Raw genomic sequence first — 14,826 nt, 5'->3', positions numbered from 1 at the left:
ACTCCCGCAACCGGTGCCTGCCGTGTCACCATTCAAGGCACGGTCGGCAAGGGGGTGCATCGGTGACAACGGGTGGCGCCCGTCGAGGGCGGCGCGACAACGGGCTCGACGCCGCCGATTTCGCGGCAGCGGGTGACGTGGATCCACGGGTCGGTGAGCACCTCCTGGACGTGCTCGCAGCCGGTGGCATCGCGGCATATCTGCAGCCCACGGCGGATCTCAATCCCATTCTGCGGGCCACCACGCTGCCCGCGCGCCCCATCGACCGGCTCTTCGTGGACCGGACCCGGCTGGAGATCGCGCGCGAGCACCTGCAGAAGGTGACCGGTGGTGCCCCGCCCACGCCGCCGCCGGCCCCGCCGGCCGATCCGCGGCCGCAGGCCGAGGTGGACGCCGAGTGGGACAAGATCATCGCCGGTTTCCACACCACGGTCGACGCGGACGCGGCCCCCTGGCCGGAGGCCGAGCACGTCGAGCCGGAGAAACCGCGCACCCGGCCGGCCGAGGACGACGGCACGCCGCTGCGGCGGCGCACCGACCCGCTCCCGCCGGAGCCCTCGATCCTCTACGGGCTGGACACCTTCGGTGCCGATCTGCCCGGTGACGAGGAGGAGGAGCGGTACATCCCGCCGCCCCCACCACCGATGCCGCACATCTCGAAGTACGCGGTTCTCGGCCTGCTGGGAGTGGTGGCCGGTTTCGTGCTGTTCCTGTTCCCGGAGCTGATCCCGGTCGATCCCGAGCTGGTGACGCTCCTCGGCTTCATCGCGATCGTGGGCGGCGCGGTGACCCTGGTCTGGCGACTACGTGCCGGTGACGACGACGACGAATTCGACGACGGCGCCGTCGTATAGACGAATATCGGTGATCTACCGATAACCTACGGTGATGCGTCAGAGTTCGCTCGTCGTCGTCGCCAACCGCCTGCCCCTCGATGACAACGCCGCACTGGACGGCGCCTCGGAGTGGCGGCGCAGTCCGGGTGGTCTCGCCAGCGCCCTGCACGCCTTCCTGCCACCGATCCCGGCGACCTGGGTCGGCTGGGCCGGCGGCGTGGGCCCGGCGCCCACCCTGCCCGACATCGGCAGCCTGCGACTGCGTCCCGTCCCGCTGAGCGTGGACGAGCTCCGGGAGTACTACGAGGGGTTCGCCAACTCCACACTGTGGCCGCTGTACCACGACGCGGTCCAGCAGCCGGTCTTCCACCGGGGCTGGTGGGAGACGTACCGGGCGGTCAACCGACGGTTCGCCGAGGCGGCCGCCGAGGCCGCCGAGCCGGGCGCCGCGGTCTGGGTGCAGGACTACCACCTGCAGCTGGTCCCGCAGATGCTCCGCGAGCTGCGGCCGGACCTGCTGATCGGGTTCTTCATGCACGTGCCGTTCCCGCCACCCGAGTTGTTCATGCAGCTCCCCCGCCGGGTCGAGCTGGTCCGTGGGCTGCTCGGCGCCGACCTGATCGGTTTCCAGCGGGAACAGGCCGCGCACAACATGGCCCAGCTCGCCGAGAAGCTGATCGGCACGCCGACCGCCGACGACGACATCGAGGTGGACGGGCGGACGGTGCGGACCGCCGCGTTCCCGGTCTCCATCGACGTCGCCGAGGTCCGTGCCCTGGCCGCCCGCCCGGACGTGGTGGCCCAGGCCAAGCAGCTGCGCCGCGATCTGGGGCAGCCCAAGCGGGTGCTGCTCAGCGTGGACCGGCTGGACTACACCAAGGGCATCGAGCACCGGCTGACGGCCTACCGGGAGCTGCTGCGCGACGGGCACGTGAAGGTCCGGGACACCGTGCTGGTCCAGGTGGCCGTGCCCAGCCGGGAGCGGGTGGAGAGCTACCGGGACCTGCGGGACCGGATCGAGGGCGAGGTCGGCCGGATCAACGGGGAGTTCGGCCGGGTCGGCGAGCCGGCCATCCACTACCTGAACCAGGCGTTCGAGCGTTCCGAGCTGGCCGCGCTGTACCGGACCGCGGACGTGATGGTGGTGACCCCGCTGCGGGACGGGATGAACCTGGTCGCCAAGGAGTTCGTGGCGGCCCGGGAGGACGGTGCGGGCGCGCTGGTGCTCAGCGAGTTCGCCGGGGCGGCCGCCGAGCTGGAACAGGCTTTCCTGGTCAACCCGCACGATCTGGACGGGCTGAAGGAGACCCTGCTGCGGGCGATGGAGGCGAAACCGGACGATCTCAAAGTCCGGATGACCGCGATGCGCAAACACCTGGCGAAGCACGACATCGTGGCGTGGGCGCGCGACTACCTGACCGCTTTAGATCACACAGGTCGGCTGGCCGAGACCCTGCCCGGAAAGCCCCGCAAACGCCGTTGAGGTGTGGTGATTTCGGGCGCGGAGCGCGCCCGAAATCACCACACCGCAAGGTCCGTGTGGAGTTGAGGCGCGGAGCGCGCCCCAAATCAACACACCGCAAGGTCCGTGTGGAGTTGAGGCGCGGAGCGCGCCCCAAATCACCACACCTCAAGGTCCTCGCGGGTTCAGGAGAGCTGCTTGCCGAGCCAGTCGAGGATCGCGTCGATCGGCTCGGTCCACCCGTCCTCGAGCATGAGGTAATGCCCCATGCCGGGAAAGAGCAGCGGCGCCCCGCCGTACTCCGCCGCCGCCCGGTCCAGCGCCTTGCGACGGACCACCCGGTCGTCCGGGCTGCCCACCACCAGGGTCGGCGGGCGGCCGACCGGACGGGGCGGGGGCGTCCGCGCGATCAGGTCGCGGCGCCGGGGCCGGGCGTCGATCCGGGCCAGGTACTCCTGGGCGCGGTCGGCCGGCATCTCCGGGCTGAACAGCTGCCGGGCGTTGAGCCGCAGCCGCCCGCCGAACAGGGCCGGCACCGCGCCGGCCGGGTTGACCCGCAGCGCCGCGCCGAGCGCCGCCCAGCCGTCCAGCACCGGCGACACCAGCACCGCCGCGCGGGCCGGGTAACGCCCCAGCGCCCGGGCCACCACCAGGGCGCCGACGCCGTGCCCGACGAGCACGGTCTGCCGGGGCAGCGAGGCGGCCACCTGGATCACGTCGTGCACCTGGGAGCGCAGGTCGCCGCCGGAACGCGGGGTGAGCGCGTGCGCCGGGTAGCCACGCCCGGCGGTGTGCCCGAGCCACTGCTCGGCGAACGCCCAGGCGCCGTGGCCCATCCCGGGCACGAACAGCACCGGCGGGTGGCCCTCGTCGTCGTCCGGGAGCAGGGTGACGACCTCGCGGTCGGCGGGCGGGACCGGCCGGGTCCAGTCGGTGAAACGCAGCAGGTCACTCACTTCGCCGGCTCCATCTGCCTCAACAGGCTCTCGAGGGAGCGCAGGTAGTCCACGTGGTCGACCTCGAACCAGTGCCGCCGGGTGGGCACCACCCTGCGACGGGACCAGGAGGCCAGCGGCCGGGTCGACTCCTTCTGCTGGATCGCGGTGGCCCGCGCCGGGTCGGTCAGGCGCAGCCGCAGCCAGCGGGCCACCGCCACGCTCTGCCAGTGGGCCAGCGGGAACAGTCCGGCGTCCGGCTGCAGCAGGCCGATCACGGCGAGCGTCGGATGCCGCCGGGCGAACGCGTGCAGGTGCAGGTCGGGGCGACCGTCCTCGTCGCTGTCCAGCAGGGCGGGCTCGAGGAAGTCGAACCGCGGGGTGTACCCGGTCGCGGTGATCACCAGGTCGGGTTCGATCCGGCTGCCGTCGGCCAGTTCCACGGCCGCGCCGTCGAAGCGGGTCACGTCCGGCACCGCGGTGATCTTCCCGTGGCCCAGGTAGTAGGGCAGTTGACTGGTGACGACCGGGTGCGCCTCGGACGGCCGGTGGTCGGGTGCGGGAACGCCGAACCGGGTCAGGTCACCGGTGTGCAGCCGGAGCAGGCGCCGGTGCAGCCACTCGCGCAGCCGGGCCGGCAGTCGCCTGCTCCACGAGTAGACCTGATCGGCGGGGCGGCCGAGGAGGTATTTCGGGGCGTACCAGTAGCCGCGGCGGGTGGAGTGCCACACCTGGGACGCCTGCTGCGCCGCCTCGACCGCGATGTCGCAGCCGGTGTTGCCGCCGCCGACCACCAGCACCTTGCGGCCACGCAACTTGGCCGGGTCCTTGTACGCCCCGGCATGCATCACCTGCCCCCGGAACTCCCCCGGGATCTCCGGTTTGAGCGGCGACCAGTTGTGCCCGTTGGCGACCACGATCGCGGCGTACCGCTGGACCCGCGACGACCCGCCGCCGGTGGACTGGATGGTCACGTCCCAGAAGCCGTCGTCGGCGGGGACGGCGGAGACGACCTCCATGCCGTACCAGATCTGCTCGCCGAGCCGGAAGTGTTTCGCGTAGCGCTCCAGATAGTCGAGGACCTGGCTGTGGTGCGGGTAGTCCGGCCAGGTGTCCGGCATCGGGAAGTCGGGGAACTCGGTGAGCGGCCGTGAGGTGATCAGGTGGGTGCTCGCGAAGACGGGGCTGCGGTCGTGGCGCCAGTTCCAGGCGCCGCCGACGGAGGTCTCCCGCTCGTAGCAGTCGACCAGGAAGCCCATCTCGAGGAGGTTCTTGACGGCGGTGAGGCCGCTGGCGCCCGCGCCGACGACACAGACGGCGTCGCGACGGTCGCCCGGGTCCGGGGAGTCTTGCACCCGGCGATCCTTGCAGACCGGGGCCTCAGGAGGAAGGGAGGATAAGGTCCGCTACGACCGGTAAATGATCACTGGCGAGGCGTGCCCGATCCGTCGAGATGATCTCGTAACGTTCGATGGCCACGCCCCCGCCGACGAAGAGCCCGTCGATGCGCCGCTGCGGCAGTGACGCCGGGTACGTGGGCAGGTCCTCGGCCGAGCCGGTCAGCCCGTCCTCGACCATCCGCCAGCCGCTGCCGCCCGGACCCTCGTTGAGGTCGGCGGCCACGATCACCGGGCCCTCGATCCGGTCCAGCTCGTCCTTCCAGAACGCGGCCTGGGCGGGCCGTTCGGCCGGATCGGTGGCCAGGTGCGAGCCGGAGACGGTGAAGCGCGCACCCCGGACCGCGCCCTCGGCGAAGACCGCCCCGCGCATGTGCCGGCCCGGGGTGAGCGGGTAGCGCAGGCACCACTCGCGGCGGATCGCCACCCGCAGGCTGACCAGCAGCAGGTTGCCCAGCGACGGCAGGCCACCGGCGGCCACCACCATGCCCAGGTCGGCGGCGAGGGTCGCGCACTTCTGCCGCCACCGGAACCGCCGGGGCGCCTCCTGCACCACGAGGACGTCCGGGGCCAGGCCGCGGACCAGGCCGATCAGCGCGGCCCGGTCGTCCCGCAGGCCGTGCACGTTGTAACTCACGACCCGTAGCGGGACCCCGGACACGCGTACCGCCTCAGACCCGGCGGGCCAGGTCGGCGGCGCCGACCACGCCGGCCGCGTTGCCCATCTGCGCCGCCTTGACCTCGGCGACCGGGAACCGGTTGCGGTTGGCCAGCTGTTCGCGGTACGCCCGCTCGGCCGGTTCCATCAGCAGCGGTCCCGCGTCGATCACGCCGCCGCCGATCACCAGAATCGCCGGGTCGAGGCTCTGCGCCAGGTCCGCCAGGGCCACGCCGAGCCAGTAGCCGACCTGGTCGAACGCATCCTTCGCGACCTTGTCGCCGGCCCGCGCCGCGTCGGTGATCTGCCGCCCGGTGATCGCCTGCGGGTCCCCGCCGGCCAGTTCGAGCAGCTTCGCGGCGCGCTTCGGCTTCTTGGCGGCGCCGGCCCGCCCGAAGCGGACCAGGGCGTTGCCGCTGGCGTACTGCTCGAGGCAGCCGAGCCGGCCGCAGCCGCAGGGGTGCCCGTCCGGGACCGACTGGATGTGGCCCAGTTCGGCGGCGATGCCGTTGGCGCCGCGCCACAGCCCGCCGTTGATCACCACTGCGCCGCCGATGCCGGTGCCCACCGTGATCATCACCATCGAGTCGGCGTGCTGGGCGACACCGAAGCGGAACTCCGCCCAGCCGGCCACGTTGGCGTCGTTCTCCAGGACGGTGGGCAGGCCGACCGCCTTGGTCACGTAGTCGCGCAGGGGCTCGTCACGCCAGGCCAGGTTCGGCGCGAACAGCACCGTCGAACCGGCGGCGTCGATCCATGCGGCGGCACCGATGCCGATCGCGGTAGCGGCCGGGTACTGCGCCGCCAGCTCCGCGGCCACCTCGACGATGGTGTCCCGGGTGCCGGCCGGGTCGGAGGCCGGCGTGGGCCGCCGGTTCGACGCGAGCACGGTGCCCTTCTCGTCGACCACCCCACCGGCGACCTTGGTGCCGCCGACGTCGATTCCGATGGTCAGCGTCACGCTGCCCGTCCCCTCTGCAGAAAGTTCACACCCCGCCCGGCTCCGACTTCTCCGGGTCCTGATCAACGCTACGGGGCGTCGCCGCGGCCTGCGCGGGGGCCTCCGCGGTCGCGGCGGCCCACACATCGGAACCCGGCCGGGCGCGCGGCGGAACGGGTCCCCCGCCCTCGCCGGACGGGCCGGTCGCCCCGGTGGCCGCCGTCCCGGTGGCCGCCGCCGCGGTAGCCGCCGCCTCGGCCGCCCGGCGGGCCTGTTCGACCGCGCGCGCCACCGCCTGCTCGGCCGCCGCGGCACGGGCGCGGGCCGCCTCGGCCGCCTCCCGGGCGCTCTCGGCGGTCGCGGCCGCCCACGGATCGTCCGGCGCGGCCTGCCCGCCGAAAGCGGAGGCGGGTTCGGGGGACGGGGCCGGAGTGGCCGCGGTGGCGGTCGCGAGGGAGGAGAACGCCCGCATCAGACCGGCCACACCCTGTGCGATGTCACCCGCGCTGGTGGCGATCCGTTCGGCGACCTCGGGGTCCGGGTCGCGGACCGCGGCGATGGCCCGGCAGACCGGGCACACGCAACACTCGGCGCCGCCCGTAGACCAGGGACCGGACGGCACGCTGTCGGCGACCATGCCGAGGAGTCCCAGGACGTCCGCCTGCGCCGTAGGAGAAGAAGCTCGTGCCAGGAGGGCGGCGACCAGCCGTTCCGCCTCCTCGCGTGCCGAACCGGCCATGTGTTCCCCCTCAGGCGGGCATGCTCTCGACGCGGCGCTTCAGCTCCTTGAGCGCCGTGTCCATGATCATCTTTTCGGCTTTGCGGCGGAACATGCCGAGCATCCCCATCGCCAGATCCACCGCCAGCGTGTACGTCACCGTGGTCACGCCGCCGGTCTCCACCAGATCGTAGGAGCCGGTCTGGGACTTCTGCGTCTTCGACGGCTCGACCAGGTGCCACTCGATCCGGGACAGATCGTCGGCGTACGCGTACTCCAACGTGTACTCGTCGACGAGCACCGCGGCGTCGATCCGGAACCGGACCTGGGCGGCGTAGCCGTCGTCGTACTCCTCCGCGACCTCGGCGAGTTTGATCGCCTCGGCCCACTCCGGGTAACGCGGGAAATCGCAGATCACCGCGGCCACCCGGGACAGGGGCGCATGGACCTGGATCGACTGCGTCGAGGTGTCCGCCATGCACCGGAGGCTACCCGCTGGACGCGACGGAGCACGTCACCGGGGCGTCGCCGGACGAGCCGGGACGGGCCGGTGCCGCTACGATCCGTCACGTGCCCGCCATAGCCAGTGGATCCGCACGCGTACGCCCGGTCGAGGCGGCGGCCCGCGTCGTCATGCTCGTCCTGGTCACCGTGCTGACCCTCACCGCCACCGGTGATCCCGCCCAGCTCGGGTGGATCGCCCTGCTGGCGATCGCCGCCGTGCCCGCCTTCGTCGCCCGGGAACACCCGGTCCTGGCTCCGGCCGGCCGGTTCGCCGAGGTGGTCGGCACCGGTCTGGCCGCCGGCTGGATCGCCGCCTCCGCGGACGGGCTGAACCGGGTCAACGCCGGGTTCGGCGCCGAGGCGATCCTGCCGTACCTGACGGTTCCGCTGCTGGCCGCGGCGCTGTGGCGGCGGCAGACCGAGGGCGTCGCGCTGCTCGGGCTGGCCGCGGTGGCGATGGTGGCCGGCGGCGCGCTGGCCGGCGGCGGGATCATCGCCGGCGACGCGCCGCTGATCGAACTGGGTTACCTCGCGGCCTGCGGCCAGTGGCTGGTGCTCGGCGCGATCGTGACCTTCGCCGCCGAGACGCTGCGCCAGCTGCTGCTGCCGCCGGAGCCCACCCCGCAGCCGTACGCGGAGGCCACCCGCCTGCTCACCCAGTTGCGCAGTGTCGCCCGCTCGCTGCCCGGCGCCACCCTCGACCCGGGCGGCATCTCCGAGCACCTGCTGGAGGAGCTGCACACGGTCAACGCGGGGCACCGGGCCGCGGTGCTGTCGGCCAGTGGCGGCGGCCGTCTCGTGGTGCTCGCCCAGCGCGGCGCGGAGCGGGTCGACTGGGAGGTGACGCTCGACGCGGACTCGGCGATCGCCGACGCGTGGGCCACCCAGCAGCCGCAGACCGCGAGCCGGTCGCAGGCGCGCACCCACAGCGCCGGGGACACCTCGTCGCTGGTGGTGCCGCTGGTCGCCGGCGTGCGCACGATAGGACTGGTGATCCTCGAGACGGACGCCGCCGGGGCGTACCCGTCGGGGGTCGTGCAGAGCGTGACCGAGGTGACCGACCCGGCCGCGCTGCGGCTGGAGGCCGCCCTGCTCTTCGACGACGTGCGCTCGCTGGCCACCAACGAGGAGCGTCAGCGGCTGGCCCGGGAGATCCACGACGGGGTCGCGCAGGAGCTGGTGATGGTCGGCTACGGCATCGACAACGCTCAGGCCACCCTGCCGGAGGGCGCCGAGGAGACCGCCGAGGAGTTGCGCACGCTGCGGGCCGAGGTGACCCGGGTGATCACCGAGCTGCGGCTGAGCCTGTTCGAGCTGCGGTCCGAGGTCGACCGCAACGGCGGTCTGGCGGCGGCCATCGCGGAGTACGCCCGGACCCTGGGCACCAGCGCCGGCCTGCGGGTGCACTTCACCTTCGACGAGTCGACGGCCCGGCTGCCCGCGGCGACCGAGGCCGAACTGCTCCGGATCGCCCAGGAGGCGATCACCAACGCCCGCAAGCACGCGGGGGCGTCGAATCTGTGGGTCACGTGCACCGTGGATCCGCCGTACGCGGAGATCGAAGTGTCCGATGATGGCAAGGGCTTCGCGGACAACCGTCCGGACGGGCGGTACGGCCTTACCATCATGGCCGAGCGCGCCGAACGCATCCGAGGTCGTCTCAAGATCACGCCGAGACACCCGAGCGGTACAACCGTCGCCGTAGTACTCGGAACTCCGCCTCGGCGCGATAGCGTGCGGGATAGTGTTTCCGCTCCAGAAGGGGAGTAACCCGAGCATGTCGACCAGTCCTGCGCCGACCGGGCGCACCAAGGTCCTCCTTGTCGACGACCACGACCTGATTCGTAAAGGGCTGCGACACGCATTCGAACGCGACCGGCAGTTCGAGGTCGTGGGTGAGGCGGCCACCGCGGCCGAGGCCGTGCGTCAGGCCGGTGCCCTGCAGCCCGATGTCGTGATCATGGATCTGCGCCTGCCCGACGGCAGTGGCCTGGAGGCCACCCGCGCGCTGCGCAAGAACAACGCGAACATGGGCATCGTGGTGCTGACCATGTACGCGGGCGATGACCAGCTGTTCGGCGCTCTCGAGGCCGGGGCCAGCGCGTTCGTGCCCAAGACCGCCCCGGCGGACGAGGTGGTCGCGGCCGCCCGGCACGCCGCCTCGGCACCCAGCGCGTTCACCGCGGCAGATCTGGCCGAGGCGATGAAGCGCCGGCTCGCCCCGTCCGGCCCGCAGCTCTCGCCGCGCGAGGGTCAGGTTCTGCGACTGCTGGCCGACGGCATGAGCGTCGCCGGGATCGCCAAGCAGTTGTTCGTGTCGGAGTCCACGGCCAAGACGCACATCTCCAAGCTCTACGAGAAGCTGGGTGCGGCAAACCGTGCCCAGGCCCTGATGACCGCCCTCCGCTTGGGCCTGCTGGAAGCCCCGGACGCCCCGAAGTTCTAGGATTTCCGGACATTTTCGGCGATTCTCTTTTTAAGCGATAACAGCGGCGTCTCCGTGCCCTGCGCGGTGCCCCCCCCGCGGAGACCCTCTTCACTCCCCCAGGGAGGTCAGCACCTTGCGCAGCAGGGTGTTGAGCTGCGTCAGCTCGTCCTCGGAGAGCGCTTTCAGAGCCTCCTGATCCCGCGCGATCCCCTCGAAGATGTACCGGTTCCACATCTCACGCCCCTCCGGCGTGGGCCGCACCAGCACCCGCCGGCGGTCGACCTCGTCGCCCTGCCGGGTGACCAGGCCGGCAGCCACCAGCCGGTCCAGGCGGCTGGTCATCGCCGCCCGCGTCACATTCGCCGCCTCGGCCAGTTGCGCCGGGGTCGCCTCGGTCGGCCAGGGCTGCACCATCAGCACGTGCAGGGTCTTGTAGTCCTGCAACGTGAAGTCCGGATCCCCCGCGGCGAACGCCGTCGCGTCGGCACGCGCGATCCAGCGCAGGATGTGTTTCATCCGGACCAGCGCGCCCTCGACCTCGGGCGCGAACGCCGGCTGGTCCTGCCAGAACGCCGACCAGCGGGCCACATGCTGATCAACACCGTCTCCCATGGATCGATTCTGCCACGTCCTGACTATTCGATTGCGAATAGTTCGATGCTGAATTAGTTTCCGGGTCATGACGCGCGACTTCCGGCTCCTCGCCACCGGGCAGGGCCTCTCCTGGCTCGGCAACGGCTTCCAGACCGTCGCCCTGGCCGTCGCGGTGGTCACCACCGGCGGCGGCGCCCGCGACCTCGGCCTGGTGATGGCCTGCTCGGTGCTCACCCTGCTGGCCGGCACCCTGTTCGGCGGCGTCTGGGCCGACCGCCTGCAGCCCCGCCACGTCATGCTCGTCTCCGACCTGGCCCGCTTCGCCGCCACCGCCGGCATCGCCGCGATGTTCGCCCTCGGCGACGGCTACCACCTCGCGCTGCTCTGCGCGCTCACCGTCGTCTCGTCCGCCGCCGGCAGCTTCTTCAACCCGGCCCTGGCCGCACTCAAACCCCTGCTGGTCCCGGGCGAACGCCTGCAGAGCGCCAACGCCACCCTCAGCCTGATCGAGACCGCCTGCCGGGTGGCCGGCCCGGCAGCCGGCGGCCTCACCGTCGCCGCTTTCGGCGCTCCGGCCGGCTTCGCCGCCAATGCGGTCAGCTTCCTGCTCGCCGCGGTGGTCGCCGCCCTTCTTCGGGTACGCGCACCGCGCGGCCCCCGCACGGCGGTGTTCGCCGAGATGTCTGCCGGCTGGCGCGAGATCCGCAGCCGGGACTGGCTGATCGGCGGCATGGCCGGCGCCACGGTCTACCACATCGCCAACGGCATGATCCTGGTCATCGTGCAGGTGGTCGCGGTGGAACGCCTCGGCGGGGCGACCGCGATCGGCTGGATCTCGGCGGCCGAGGGGCTGGGCGGCATGATCGGCGCCGCCCTGGGCCTGCGGCTACGGCCCCGGCGCCCGCTGCGGGCCGGCTGGCTGGCGCTGCTGCTGATGCCGGTGTGGGCGATCGCCTACGTGTGGCCGGGCGTCCTGGTCACGGTGCTGCTCGGCGCCGTGATCGGCTACGCCGGCCTGCTCTTCTTCGACGTGCAGTGGGAGACCAGCATCCAGCGGCACGTCCCCCGGCAGATGCTGGGCCGGGTCGCCTCCTGGGACTACGTGACGTCGTTCCTGGCCATGCCGGTCGGCAACGCGCTGGCCGGCCCGCTGACCGCAACGTTCGGCAACGACCGGGTGCTGACCGGCTGCGCCGCGGTCCTGGGCCTGGCGGCGGCGTCCCAGCTGCTGATCCCGGGCTCCCGGCGGATGACCCGCACGTCAGAGGACCTCCCCGAGCACGGCGATCAGGTGCGGCTTGGTGGGCACCCCGGTCGCCCGTCGGACCACCCGGCCGCCTGAATCCAGGACCAGCAGCGTCGGCGTCCGCCAGATGCCCAGCTCACGGACCTCGTCGAGGTGACTCTCGGCGTCCACCTCGACGTGCTGGACGCCGGGCACCAGCGCGGCGACCTCGGTGCTGACCCTGCGGACGGCCCGGCAGGGCGCGCAGAAGGCGGTGGAGAACTGCAGCAGGGTGGCCGGGGCGGGGCCCACTCCGAGTCGTGTCAACAGTGCCGGATCGAGTGTCACGTCCTGATCGTGACGCGGACCGTCGCCGGCCGCCAGGCGGCTGTCGCGCCGGCGGTGCCGGACGCCCACCGCCGCACCCACGACGAGCACGATGCCGACCGCGCCGGATCCCACCGGATCCCACCGGATCCCACCGGATCCCACCGGATCCCACCGGATCCCACCGGATGACCATGACACGTCGATCAGGCCGACTGATAGGCGCTGGCCTGCAGAGTGAACAACTGCGCATAGGCACCGGCGGCGGCCATCAGCTCCTCGTGATCGCCCTCCTCGACCACCGTGCCGTGGTCCAGGACATAGATCCGGTCCGCCTCGCGCACACTCGCCATCCGGTGTGTGATCAGCACGACCGTCCGCCCCTGCGCCAGCTCGCGCAGCCGGAGGTAGACGTCGTGCTCGGCGCGGGCGTCCAGGTTCGCGGTCGGCTCGTCACAGATCAGCAGCGGCGCGTCCCGGTGGAAGGCACGGCTCACCGCCAGCCGCTGCCACTGCCCGCCGGAGAGGTCCGCGCCGTCGGTGAAGTGCCGGGACAGCAGGGTCTCGTACTGCCGGGGCAGCTCCGCCACGAACTCGTGGGCGTCACCGGCCCGCGCCGACTCCTGCACCTCGTCCAGCGACGCCGGGCGGTCGTGCCGGCCGATGGCGATGTTCAGGCGGGCGGACAGCGGCCAGCGGGTCGGCTCCTGCATCACCACCGCGACCCGCTCCCGCATGGCTTCCGGGCCGTACCCGGCCACGTCGACACCGTCCCAGGCGACCGTGCCCTGCTGCGGCCGGTACAGCCCGGCCAGCACGGCGGCCAGCGTCGACTTGCCGGAACCGTTCTCACCGACCAGCGCGATGATCTGACCGTGCGCCAGAGTGAGACTGACGTCCTTCACCGCGGGCCGGTCCGCATCCGGATAGCTGAAGGTCACCCCGTCCAGCCGGATCTCGGCGAACGTCCGGGGCACGCCGAGACCGGTCTCCGCCTCGGCACGGTCCGTCGACAGCTCGCAGAAACCCTGGAAGTCCGCGAAGTACAGGCCCTGCTCGTAGACCCGGTTGACGGTGAACGCCAGCTCGGAGAGCTTCCCGATACCGATGTTGATCGCGTAGGCGGCCGCTCCCCCGGCGGCCAGTTCCATCCGGCCGGTCCAGAGCAGCCAGAGCAGCATCGCGTACGCCGCGCCGGTCGCCAGCCCGCCGAGCGCCTGACCGGCCAGGTTGGTCCGGACCACCCGGCCGATCACCCGGATCTCCTCGATCGTGGAGACCCGCAGCAGCCGGGCCACCTCGGCGAGCAGGAACCGGCGTACCGTGAAGGCCCGCAGCTCGGCGGCCGGCTCGCGCGCGGCCAGCAGATAGGCGAGCATCCGGTGGCGCCGCCAGACCGCGATCAGCCGCAACCGGCTGTGATAGTTCATCCGGGCCCCGCGCACCGCCGCCCACGCCGTCGGCACCACCGCCAGCACCAGCATCGGCAGCAGCGCCGGGTGCAGCACGGTCAGCACCCCGGCAGCCGCGACCAGACCGACGAGGTGGGTGAGCACCTCGATGCCCTGATCGACCATCTGCTGAGCCGCGGTGGTCCCCCGGTCCCGGGCCCGTTCCATCGCGTCGCGCCAGGCCGGATCGTCGAAGGTGGCCAGATCGACGCCGGTGGTGAGATCGAGCAGCCGCATCTCGGCGGCCTCGTAGACCATCGGTGACAGCCGGCCGTGCGCCGCGGTGGCCGCCGACGCCAGCAGTCCGCGCAGCGCAAGAGCAAAGATCAGAAGCGCCAGCGAGGGTACGGCCGCCCGCACGCGTTCCGGTGTCGGACCAGCGCTCAGCAGCCCGTCCAGCACGCCGACCACGCTGATCAGCCCGAGCGCCGCGGCCGCACCCGAGGCGACCTGGAGCACCAGCACCGCGGCCGTGGTGCGCCGGCCGGCCCGCCAGGCGAGCAGCCACGCCTCGCGGAGCAGCCGGGGAAGACGGCGCAGCATCCGCAGGAACGTGGTGTTGGCGGCCTCCTCGGTGCCGGTCAACCAGTACGGCACGGCCAGCTCGGCGTCCTCCTCGACCTCCAGCAGGGTCGCCGCGTCGGTCCCGTCGGCCTTCGTCGCCGCGCCGGTCCCGTCGGCCTTCTCGGATGTGGTCTGGGCCATCGGCCACCTCCCGACCTGTTCCTACGCCTTCGACCTGCCGTTCGGGAAGTGAAGTCCGCGGATATTCAGTTTCATGTCGTACCCGGGCGGTAGCGTCCGCGACCATGACAGCCGTGGTGCCCACCGCCGAGCAGGAGACCCGCTTCTGGGATCTCCTGGAGTCCGCCTGGTCCGCCCTCGGGCCCGAGCCCAACGCCCTCCGGCATCGACTGGCCGAGAGACCGCGGACCCTCGGCGAGGACGAGCTCTACGCTCTCGACCCGTTCCTGGCGCCGTTCCTGGAGCGGTTGGAGAGCCTCTGCGAGGGGATGACCAGCACGGAGCTGACCGATCTCGACCGGGTGCTGGAGCGGGCACTCCACGAGATCGACCGCGCCGACGTCCACGAGGTCACCGACGGGTCGGACGACGGTTTCCTCTATGCGCGGGGGTTCATCGTGGCGGCCGGCCGGGAGTTCTTCGAGGCGGTCCGGGCCGACGCGGAGATGGCGATCCTGGACGCCGACTGCGAGGAGATGTGCTACTTCTTCGACCGTCTGCACCGGAAGGCGTTCGACGACTACACCGACACCGGGTCCGGCATCTCCCGCGAGTCCTGCACCAACACCGCCCACTGGCCGGACCTCGCTTAGCCCCTGTCCCCCTG

The 14,826-nt window shown here is 72.2% G+C and carries 15 protein-coding genes; 6 read left to right on the top strand and 9 right to left on the bottom strand.

Translation table 11 applies throughout. The annotated features are described in order from the left end of the window. The first annotated feature begins 62 nt into the window (after positions 1–62). Entirely contained in the window at positions 63–854 is a 792-nt protein-coding gene (locus QSK32_RS10825) for a hypothetical protein (protein ID WP_045744607.1), read from the top strand. Positions 855–888: 34 nt separating this feature from the next. Then, positions 889–2,319: an alpha,alpha-trehalose-phosphate synthase (UDP-forming) gene (locus QSK32_RS10820; RefSeq protein ID WP_045744606.1), complete on the top strand. Its 1,431-nt coding sequence runs from the start codon at positions 889–891 to the stop codon at positions 2,317–2,319. Positions 2,320–2,483: 164 nt separating this feature from the next. Here the strand turns inward: QSK32_RS10820 and QSK32_RS10815 are convergent, their stop codons facing one another. From QSK32_RS10815 to QSK32_RS10790, 6 genes are read right to left on the bottom strand one after another with little or no spacing between them, the layout of a single operon-like run. Then, positions 2,484–3,254 carry an alpha/beta hydrolase gene (locus QSK32_RS10815; RefSeq protein ID WP_045744605.1) on the bottom strand — a complete coding sequence of 257 codons (771 nt, stop codon included), beginning with the start codon at positions 3,252–3,254 and terminating at the stop codon, positions 2,484–2,486. After that, complete coding sequence (locus QSK32_RS10810) at positions 3,251–4,588, bottom strand: flavin-containing monooxygenase (RefSeq protein WP_285471798.1); 1,338 nt, start codon at positions 4,586–4,588, stop codon at positions 3,251–3,253. The genes QSK32_RS10815 and QSK32_RS10810 overlap by 4 nt, the downstream gene beginning before the upstream one ends. Before the next feature lie 25 nt (positions 4,589–4,613). After that, positions 4,614–5,291 carry an endonuclease/exonuclease/phosphatase family protein gene (locus QSK32_RS10805; RefSeq protein ID WP_045744603.1) on the bottom strand — a complete coding sequence of 226 codons (678 nt, stop codon included), beginning with the start codon at positions 5,289–5,291 and terminating at the stop codon, positions 4,614–4,616. Positions 5,292–5,301: 10 nt separating this feature from the next. Continuing rightward, a complete protein-coding gene (locus QSK32_RS10800; RefSeq protein ID WP_045744602.1) occupies positions 5,302–6,249 on the bottom strand; it encodes an ROK family glucokinase in 948 nt (315 codons plus the stop codon). A gap of 25 nt (positions 6,250–6,274) precedes the next feature. Beyond that, on the bottom strand, positions 6,275–6,967 hold the full coding sequence (locus QSK32_RS10795; RefSeq protein WP_285471797.1) for a hypothetical protein: 693 nt from the start codon (positions 6,965–6,967) through the stop codon (positions 6,275–6,277). 10 nt (positions 6,968–6,977) lie between these two features. Next, positions 6,978–7,424 carry an SRPBCC family protein gene (locus QSK32_RS10790; protein WP_045744600.1) on the bottom strand — a complete coding sequence of 149 codons (447 nt, stop codon included), beginning with the start codon at positions 7,422–7,424 and terminating at the stop codon, positions 6,978–6,980. A gap of 92 nt (positions 7,425–7,516) precedes the next feature. Here QSK32_RS10790 and QSK32_RS10785 point away from each other — a divergent pair, with 92 nt between their 5' ends. Together QSK32_RS10785 and QSK32_RS10780 are read left to right on the top strand one after the other, a co-directional pair. Beyond that, positions 7,517–9,220, top strand: coding sequence for a GAF domain-containing sensor histidine kinase (locus QSK32_RS10785; RefSeq protein ID WP_045744599.1), 1,704 nt, complete (start codon positions 7,517–7,519; stop codon positions 9,218–9,220). 7 nt (positions 9,221–9,227) lie between these two features. Next, a complete protein-coding gene (locus tag QSK32_RS10780) occupies positions 9,228–9,896 on the top strand; it encodes a response regulator transcription factor (protein WP_045744598.1) in 669 nt (222 codons plus the stop codon). A gap of 90 nt (positions 9,897–9,986) precedes the next feature. Here QSK32_RS10780 and QSK32_RS10775 read toward each other — a convergent pair whose 3' ends face one another. After that, a complete protein-coding gene (locus QSK32_RS10775) occupies positions 9,987–10,490 on the bottom strand; it encodes a MarR family winged helix-turn-helix transcriptional regulator (protein ID WP_045744597.1) in 504 nt (167 codons plus the stop codon). Positions 10,491–10,557: 67 nt separating this feature from the next. Between QSK32_RS10775 and QSK32_RS10770 the strand changes: the two genes are divergently transcribed. Beyond that, positions 10,558–11,814, top strand: a complete 1,257-nt coding sequence (locus QSK32_RS10770; protein ID WP_285471796.1) for an MFS transporter — start codon at positions 10,558–10,560, stop codon at positions 11,812–11,814. On the opposite strand, the gene QSK32_RS10765 is transcribed toward QSK32_RS10770, so the two are convergent. Next, entirely contained in the window at positions 11,734–12,159 is a 426-nt protein-coding gene (locus tag QSK32_RS10765) for a TlpA family protein disulfide reductase (protein ID WP_285471795.1), read from the bottom strand. The two genes, QSK32_RS10770 and QSK32_RS10765, sit on opposite strands and share 81 nt — an antisense overlap. 71 nt (positions 12,160–12,230) lie before the next feature. Continuing rightward, the gene (locus tag QSK32_RS10760) at positions 12,231–14,180 is read right to left on the bottom strand and encodes an ABC transporter ATP-binding protein (RefSeq protein ID WP_285471794.1); all 1,950 of its coding nucleotides are present in this window, start codon (positions 14,178–14,180) and stop codon (positions 12,231–12,233) included. A 104-nt stretch (positions 14,181–14,284) separates the two neighbouring features. Between QSK32_RS10760 and QSK32_RS10755 the strand changes: the two genes are divergently transcribed. Next, positions 14,285–14,812 (top strand): DUF4240 domain-containing protein, encoded by a 528-nt coding sequence (locus tag QSK32_RS10755; protein WP_285471793.1) that lies wholly within the window; start codon positions 14,285–14,287, stop codon positions 14,810–14,812. The last annotated feature ends 14 nt before the right edge of the window (positions 14,813–14,826 follow it).

The sequence above is a fragment of the Actinoplanes sp. NBRC 101535 genome (genome assembly GCF_030269225.1).
In the GTDB taxonomy this organism is placed as follows: Bacteria; Actinomycetota; Actinomycetes; order Mycobacteriales; family Micromonosporaceae; genus Actinoplanes; species Actinoplanes rectilineatus.
The sequence above is the reverse complement of the archived record's forward strand: the minus strand, read 5'-3'. Positions and strand labels throughout refer to the sequence as shown.

What these genes read in the sequence shown, in the direction of transcription:
- QSK32_RS10820 (WP_045744606.1), top strand. Translation starts at nt 889, where the DNA reads ATGCGTCAGAGTTCGCTCGTCGTCGTCGCCAACCGCCTGCCCCTCGAT.
- QSK32_RS10795 (WP_285471797.1), bottom strand. Translation starts at nt 6,967, where the DNA reads ATGGCCGGTTCGGCACGCGAGGAGGCGGAACGGCTGGTCGCCGCCCTC.
- QSK32_RS10790 (WP_045744600.1), bottom strand. Translation starts at nt 7,424, where the DNA reads ATGGCGGACACCTCGACGCAGTCGATCCAGGTCCATGCGCCCCTGTCC.
- QSK32_RS10780 (WP_045744598.1), top strand. Translation starts at nt 9,228, where the DNA reads ATGTCGACCAGTCCTGCGCCGACCGGGCGCACCAAGGTCCTCCTTGTC.
- QSK32_RS10775 (WP_045744597.1), bottom strand. Translation starts at nt 10,490, where the DNA reads ATGGGAGACGGTGTTGATCAGCATGTGGCCCGCTGGTCGGCGTTCTGG.
- QSK32_RS10770 (WP_285471796.1), top strand. Translation starts at nt 10,558, where the DNA reads ATGACGCGCGACTTCCGGCTCCTCGCCACCGGGCAGGGCCTCTCCTGG.
- QSK32_RS10760 (WP_285471794.1), bottom strand. Translation starts at nt 14,180, where the DNA reads ATGGCCCAGACCACATCCGAGAAGGCCGACGGGACCGGCGCGGCGACG.
- QSK32_RS10755 (WP_285471793.1), top strand. Translation starts at nt 14,285, where the DNA reads ATGACAGCCGTGGTGCCCACCGCCGAGCAGGAGACCCGCTTCTGGGAT.